The organism is Treponema sp., from assembly GCF_052169735.1.
Taxonomy (GTDB): domain Bacteria; phylum Spirochaetota; class Spirochaetia; order Treponematales; family Treponemataceae; genus Treponema.
Window position 1 is genome coordinate 50,357 of record NZ_JBQNBW010000007.1, and the last position, 7,301, is coordinate 57,657.

The 7,301-nt window shown below is 45.9% G+C and carries 5 protein-coding genes; 1 reads left to right on the top strand and 4 read right to left on the bottom strand.

Annotated features, from left to right (window positions below):
- Positions 1-8 precede the first annotated feature (8 nt).
- Together ACTTJ8_RS02340 and ACTTJ8_RS02345 are read right to left on the bottom strand one after the other, a co-directional pair.
- Complete coding sequence (locus tag ACTTJ8_RS02340) at positions 9-1,547, bottom strand: NAD(P)H-hydrate dehydratase (protein WP_442720206.1); 1,539 nt, start codon at positions 1,545-1,547, stop codon at positions 9-11.
- Between the two features lie 148 nt (positions 1,548-1,695).
- Positions 1,696-3,231 carry a DUF5312 family protein gene (locus tag ACTTJ8_RS02345; protein ID WP_442715340.1) on the bottom strand — a complete coding sequence of 512 codons (1,536 nt, stop codon included), beginning with the start codon at positions 3,229-3,231 and terminating at the stop codon, positions 1,696-1,698.
- 139 nt (positions 3,232-3,370) lie between these two features.
- Here ACTTJ8_RS02345 and ACTTJ8_RS02350 point away from each other — a divergent pair, with 139 nt between their 5' ends.
- Positions 3,371-4,720, top strand: coding sequence for an ATP-dependent 6-phosphofructokinase (locus tag ACTTJ8_RS02350; RefSeq protein ID WP_442719183.1), 1,350 nt, complete (start codon positions 3,371-3,373; stop codon positions 4,718-4,720).
- A 400-nt stretch (positions 4,721-5,120) separates the two neighbouring features.
- Here the strand turns inward: ACTTJ8_RS02350 and ACTTJ8_RS02355 are convergent, their stop codons facing one another.
- On the bottom strand, positions 5,121-5,486 hold the full coding sequence (locus tag ACTTJ8_RS02355; RefSeq protein ID WP_442715342.1) for a MerR family transcriptional regulator: 366 nt from the start codon (positions 5,484-5,486) through the stop codon (positions 5,121-5,123).
- Positions 5,462-6,856 (bottom strand): ribosome biogenesis GTPase Der, encoded by a 1,395-nt coding sequence (gene der / locus ACTTJ8_RS02360; protein WP_442715343.1) that lies wholly within the window; start codon positions 6,854-6,856, stop codon positions 5,462-5,464. Before der ends, ACTTJ8_RS02355 begins: the two co-directional genes overlap by 25 nt.
- Positions 6,857-7,301: the final 445 nt, after the last annotated feature.

Below are 7,301 nucleotides of genomic sequence, written 5' to 3' on the forward strand. Positions count from 1 at the left end.
TTATCACATTATTCGTGCGGATGGTTTAATACCCCAACGCTTGCATCGGAGTTGTTGATTTCTTCGCTTATACGGCACAGATCAGGGAGAGAAGCCGCAAGCGCACTTGCTGTTAAGCCGTAATCGGTGTGTAACAGACGTGCTGCCTGTGCATGAGCAAGACTTGCCGTGTAGGCTGCTTTGAGCGGCGGGTAGCCTTGGGCTGCTAAGGCGGTGATCATCCCGCTCAATACATCTCCCGTGCCTGCTTTTGCAAGGGCATTGGTTCCAAGCGGGTTGACAAATATCTGTTTTCCGTAACCGATCAATGGGTAGGCTCCTTTAAGCACCACAATGGCATGAGGAAATGCCGTACAAAACAGCCGTAAGTAGCCAAACCGGTCTTGTTGAATTTCTGCAACACTGACCTGCGCCAACCTGCTATTTGCAAGCAGGCTCTGAAACTCTTTAGGATGGGGGGTAAGAATGGGCAGCTTACAGTCAGGCAATACTGACATGATGGCTCTACTATGGAGAATATCGGCATCCAGAATCAGCGGGCGTTCTTCTACCTGTTCATCAGCAAGCAAATGAAGTGCCGGCAGCTGTGCGGTTTTGCTTCTCCCCAGCCCTGAACCAACCATGAGTGCGGAAAAAGTATCGGGAAGTCCGGTACTGTACATAAAATCGGGCAAAGCGTTCGGCTGCGGCGTACCGAGAATGGTAACCAGCCCTATACCGAAATGAAGCGCTGCCGATGCTGCCAACATACACGCCCCTGCTTTTTCCCCGCACAAGAATACTCCATGTCCGTAGCTCATCTTGTGAGTGTTTTGCAGGGAGCGGTGAGGCAAACACATATCATCCGCTGATAACAAAAAAGTGTTAGTCTCTCCTTCATAGGAAGTTCGCGGAAGACCGAGTCCGAGCAGCTGTATGGTACCGGTATAATCTTTTGCAGAATCGGCGTAGAGGGCTGTTTTGAGAGCGCCCATGGTACAGGTAGTGTCAGCCCGGAAGGCAACGGGAGAAGGTATACCGGCAGCATTGAGTCCGCTGGGAATATCGCATGCAATCTTATACCCATCTACGGCATTCAGCTGCCCAAGTACGGCACAGGTGTGTTCATCAAGCAGTCCATGTATACCGGTGCCGAAAACGGCATCAACCAGCACATCACAGTGATCAATAAGATCGGTATAAACCAGTATGCCAAGCAGCTCCAGCCGTTCACGCTGCAGCTTACATAAAGGAGACTTCGGCTCAAAAACTACTACCGTTCTGACTCTACAAAAATCGCCAAGCATTCGGGCAAGCGCAAAGCCGTCTCCTCCGTTATCGCCGGAGCCGCAGGCTATTTGCACACAAGGCTTTGTTGAGGGGGTAGTGTGCTGCTGCAGTGTTGAGGGCTTGCTGCGGTTCTGCAGTGTTGCAGAATCTATACAATACCTGCGGATATATTCTGCCATTCCGCGTGCTGCTTGCTCCATCAGCACACCATTCTTTAGATTGAAACTGTCCTCAGCCCGCTTATCAAGTTCTTTTACAGAATCAAAGAGTTTTTCCATTACAGCCTTTTGCGCGTTGCGTTTTAGTTAAGCCTATTCTGAAATTTTTGCTTCTGAACAGGCTTCCTTGAAATACGATGCTTAAAATCGTGCTATCTGTGCAATTTTACGCTCGGTGCCCTTTTTGACAAGAAGGTATCAAACAAGACTATTCTTCTTTTTTCAGCACAACCTGCTCAAGCACAATAAAATTATAAATCTTGGTATAGACAGCATTCATCCATTCCCTCACCGGCTTGTCGGAGTGCTGTTCAATCTCTTTCCAGTTCTGCAATAGCTCACGGTGAGGCTTATCGTAGTCGGCAATACAGTTTTTAATCGCATTCCCAAGGGTCATAATATTTTTGATAGAAACCTTTAACAACTTGAGCGCTGCTTCGTTGACATCGTGTAAATGCTTTTGCACATGCTTTCCTGCCTCTTTTTCTCGTTCCATACGCGACAAGAGTGTCCTAAACTTGACCCCCATCTCAGACACTTCGGACAGTTTTTCATCAAATTCCAGAATCTTGGTTGCTAAGTGCATTAAATTGTGATAGCTTTCGGAATATTCTGCAGACAACACCTGCTGTGTCCATTGTCCGCGCACCAGAATTAAGTCCGAAAGAGCACGAATATCGCTTTTAAAGTAGTCAACGAGGAAGGACTTGAGATAATTCATCCCATCGGCATAGATATAGCCGTCAACCCCTCGCTTTTCAAATGCAGCATTGGAACGCGGATGGTAATATTTTGTACCTGATGCCACCTCATTACCGAATACCCGCTGCGCTAACACTGCTACCTGCGAATTTTTCTGCTCGGTAATCAGCTTTTTCAGTGTATCATCTATCGATTTTTCTATCTGTTTAAGGTATTCATCCGTTACCTTTTCCGTGAAAGGGCTGCTTTCAACTGCATAGCTGGGATTTTTGGTTAAATGCCGTATGATTTTTTCTAAAATACTTGATTTACGAACCTCGTTGAGTATCGATAGCTGCTTTTTCCACTGTGCTGCATTCACCGGCTGCACATTTTTATAGGCTGTAATCACTGCAAATAGTTTTTCCCAATTTGTATCAAGCGAAAGCGCATAGAGCACCGTAATAAAATCTTTGAGCCCATCTTTCAAGTATTCCCCGTTTACAACGGCAAAGTTCGGCGTATACGTGTATTTATCTTCAGGCAGTGCAGGATCGAATTTTTTTAAGAAAAAATAGTAGTCAAAGAGAACAAAATGGATAAATTCATTGAGCTGCTGATAAAGAAGGTCAATCTCTTCTACCTTTTTCCCGTCAAAGCCCTGTATAAATGCAGAAAGCTCTTTACGCACTTGTTTGCCCAGTTCTTTCGGGTCGGTTTTCTGAGCCCGTTCTTGCAGTGCTTCAGGAGTCAGTTTTTCCCTTATCTGATGCTGCTGTTTCGATAAGTTTTGTTCAACGGTAATCGTCTTTAACACTTTTGACGAAGCTGCACTTGCAAGCAAAGCCCGAGCCGGTCCCACAATTTTGTACACTTCAAAAAAGAACCGCGCCATTTGCGGCTGCAATTCTTCTGAAGAGGGCTTATACCACTTGCTGAATTTATTTTTTGAAATCTCTTTTGCGAGCGCTTTTAGATGCCGTTTCTTTACCGCCTCCGCATCATCATGCGGAAAAAAAAGCTGAACAATGTGTGTAAAAAAAGATTCTTTCTTCTGTGCCATAGATATACCTATAATGAAGAAAATTTGCCGATCTGTCAATCAAAAAAAGTTTTTTCTCTCTTACATGTACGGCAATTTTGTGGTATGTTTTCAGCATATAGTATCTCTGTTGAGAGCTGAGAGACTGTGGAGGTGCGCTATGAAATATAATGAAGAATTTAATTTTAGTATTGAAACACTTGGGGACTGCAAAATACCTTCTCCTATCCATCTTTCAAATGTTATTGGGGACAGTATTGCAAACTATGTTACCAATGAGGATTTTATCCGTTTCCAGCTGGAAGGGAAAATCGGTGAGGAGTCCGGACCATTAAAACGGGAGCAGCTTATAGAAAAAGCTGGTCCGCGGGAAAAGATATTCTTTAATCCGAGTCATGTTCATGCAGGGATTATCACTTGCGGAGGTTTGTGCCCCGGACTGAACGATGTTATCCGTGCTGTTGTACGCTGTTTGTGGGGGCGCTACGGTGTTAAACGGATTAGCGGAATCCGGTTCGGCTTTAAGGGGCTGCTGCCTGACTATCACTTTGATGTACTGCCGTTGAACCCGTCCGTTGTAGATGCATGCCATAAAACAGGGGGTACCATTCTTGGAACATCCCGCGGCGGCGGTACCCGTGTAGTAGAAATTGTTGACGGGATTGAACGCTTGAATTTGAATATTCTCTTTGTGGTCGGCGGCGACGGTACACAGAAGGGGGCTTTGGAAATTGCAAAAGAGATTGAACGGCGGAATCTCTGCATTTCTGTGGTTGGTATACCCAAAACAGTTGATAATGATCTTTCTTTTATCCAAAAATCTTTCGGTTTTGATACCGCCGTTGTAAAAGCATCGGAAGCTGTTGCTGCAGCCCGTATGGAAGCCCAATCGCAGATTAACGGTATCGGTTTGGTTAAATTGATGGGAAGGGAGTCGGGCTTTATTGCAACACATACAGCGATTGCCAGCCACGAGGTTGATTTTGTTATGATTCCTGAAATTCCTTTCGACTTGGAAGGAGAAAACGGGTTTCTCAAACACTTGGAAGACCGTTTAACGCAAAACCACTACAGCGTTATCGTTGTTGCAGAAGGCGCGGGACAGGACTTACTGCAAAGTAAAAACGAAACTGATGATTCCGGCAATAAACGGCTCTCCGATATCGGGGTGTTTTTAAAGGAACAGATTGATAAATACTTTAAGTCGAAAAATATCCATATCAATTTGAAGTATATCGATCCCAGTTATCAGATACGGTCTGCCCCTGCGGCTCCGGTTGACTCTATTTACTGTGAACGGCTTGGAAATAATGCTGTCCATGCGGCAATGGCGGGAAAAACAAAGCTGATTGTTGGATTAATGTATAATAAATTCGTCCATTTACCGATAGATGTGGTTGTACGTAACAGGAATTATGTTGAGCCGGATGGGTCTTTGTGGCGTGATGCGTTGGATGCAACCGGTCAGCCGCCTTTGATGAAGAATCCCAAAGCAAGCAAGACTCATTAACTAACGCTTAACCTGCATTTGCGCCATTGCAGACGCGAAGTGTAAGGCAAAGTTGGCGCGAAAGTTGCGGCGCCGTATAGGTACAGCGAGCAACTTTCGTGACAAAACAAATAGCTGGGGTGAAGTGGATGCTAGGGTTCCTAATATAAGGGTATTAAAGCCGGCTGCATCCACCTCGTCAAAAATATATATCCTTGTATATTTTTTGACTGCAAGTTTTCTCAAGAAAAACTCGCACTTAAGAAATGTTACATGGACGTACATTTCTTAACGATGGCATCCGTGCCGGATCGCACACACGGTGCAAAACATTGAGTACTGTGTCCCAACGAAATCGTCAGGTATATTGAGTGAAATCTCCCATACAGAGTCAATCTTGGTCGAGGTTCCAATGTAGAGATCAGGCTTCAGAAGCTGCTTTAAACGCATTTTTATTTTCCTGCAGGAGCCGGTACACATTGAGCAGGTCACTACGGATATGAGACAGTTCGGTAATACGCCTGCTGCCCCCCTTGCCGGAGAGATCGGTAAGCAGCTGCTGTCCTGCCCCTTCCACGGTAAATTTCCGCACCTCAACCAGATACTTCATACGAAAGATTAAATCAAGGTGATGATCGGTGTACAGCCGCCGCCCCTGTGTATCCTTTTGCGGACGCAAAAACGGCTGTTCTTGCTCCCAATAGCGGAGGACATGAGCCCTAATGCCGGTTATCTTTTCAACTTCGCCGATGGAAAAGCCTGTCACGGTTTTACCCGCTCTTCCCATTTTACCCGGCTGCCCTTTACCCGTATTAGAAAGGGAATCGAACTAAAGCCGAGGTCTTTCCGTATCCGGTTTGTAATGTACCGTAGATAGGATTCTGAAACAAGGTCGGGTTTATTGGCAAAGACTAAAAACTCAACCGGACGCGCGGATGTTTGCACCATATATTTAAGCGTAAACGAATTGCGTTGCCCATGTGGAGGGGGGACTGCTTGGAGCCAGTCTTTGAGTGCTAGATTGAGTGCAGAAGTTTCTATCTTTTTTGTCAGCTGCTCGAACAACTCCAATGCAGTATTGAGCAGGTCAGAAATGCCGCTGCCTTTTTGTGCAGACACGGGAACAATCGGCGCATATTCCATCTTTCCAAACATAATTTTGATATACTGTTCCGCATCACGGAATTTTTTCTCGCCTTTTACCAAATCCCATTTATTCAGCACAAAGATAACGCCTAGCCCCCGCTTGGTTGCCTGCACAATGATCTTTTTATCCTGTTCGGTCAACCCTTCTTCTGCGTCAATAAGGTGAAATACAATATCGGCATGTTCCAAACTCTTCATAGCGCGGACAACCGAGTAATACTCAATATCCTCTTTTACCTTTGCTTTGCGCCTGATTCCGGCAGTGTCCTGAATGATAAACTGTCTGCCTTTATAGAAAAACTCGCCTTCCACCACATCCCGCGTTGTACCGGCAATCTCCGAAACAATTGATGCGGAGGTCTTGGTGAGGTAGTTACTGAGTGTTGACTTGCCGGTGTTCGGCTTGCCGATGAGTGCGATGCGGATAGCCGTGTCGGCAGGCGCTTCACATACACGCGAAAAGTCCAAGCCCCTGGTTATCTCTTCTGCAAGCGGGGTGATATTGTCTCCGTGTTCGGCGCTGATACACAGGAGTGTCGGGAAGCCGAAGCTCAAATAATTATAGGCTTCCGCTTCACCGCGCCCGCCTTCCGTTTTATTCACGGCAGTGATGAGTTTATTCCAATAAGGACGCAGAAAGCGGATAAATTCTTCGTCTTCCGCAGTGGGAGCAGAGGCTTCTAATAATAGAAGAATTTTATCGGCACGGCGGAGCGCGTCCTGTGTTTTTTCTACAACAAGCTCATCCATCAGGTCGTCTTTTTTATCGCCGCTGCGGGTCAGCTTAAAACCGCCGGTGTCCATCAGCCGTACCGGCATTCCGTTGATAATTGCCTGTGCCTCGATAGGATCACGGGTTACACCCGGTGTAGGATCGGTAATGGCACGGCGCTTCCGCAAAAACCGGTTAAACAGGGTAGACTTGCCCACATTAGGACGACCTGCTATCACCACAAGCGGGGTGTTCTCGTATTTTTTGCGGTAGTCAAATGCAGCTTCCGGCGCTTCCATATCTGTATCCTTATCGCCTTCGGCAGCAGCATAGATGCCGGTACCTATAGAATCAGCTGCATCCGCTGCCGTATCACTTACTGATGCACCAGTGTCAAATATATTATCTTTATCGTCTTTCTCTGTATCTGTCCTGTGCTTTTTACTCATTCCATATTCCTTTGCTAGACCGTGATTATAGAAAATTCCGGCGGCTCTCTCAAGCACCTATTGGGATATTTGCGCTGATACTCTTATCAAGGGAAACCATGAAGATAGCTCAATATAAAATATAGTAAAAAAGAGATATACTAAAACGAAGCTGCCGTGCGGAATAGTGGGCATTGTACTCCAATGTTCTGCATCGGGGCGGCTAATGCTGCTATTTGGGATTTAAAATGCTATTTACCGTGGTAAGTTGTAAAATAAAATGCCCCAAAAAAGGAGAAAAGAAACGGTTCACCTG

What these genes read in the sequence shown, in the direction of transcription:
- ACTTJ8_RS02340 (WP_442720206.1), bottom strand. Translation starts at nt 1,547, where the DNA reads ATGGAAAAACTCTTTGATTCTGTAAAAGAACTTGATAAGCGGGCTGAG.
- ACTTJ8_RS02345 (WP_442715340.1), bottom strand. Translation starts at nt 3,231, where the DNA reads ATGGCACAGAAGAAAGAATCTTTTTTTACACACATTGTTCAGCTTTTT.
- ACTTJ8_RS02350 (WP_442719183.1), top strand. Translation starts at nt 3,371, where the DNA reads ATGAAATATAATGAAGAATTTAATTTTAGTATTGAAACACTTGGGGAC.
- ACTTJ8_RS02355 (WP_442715342.1), bottom strand. Translation starts at nt 5,486, where the DNA reads ATGGGAAGAGCGGGTAAAACCGTGACAGGCTTTTCCATCGGCGAAGTT.
- der (WP_442715343.1), bottom strand. Translation starts at nt 6,856, where the DNA reads ATGGAAGCGCCGGAAGCTGCATTTGACTACCGCAAAAAATACGAGAAC.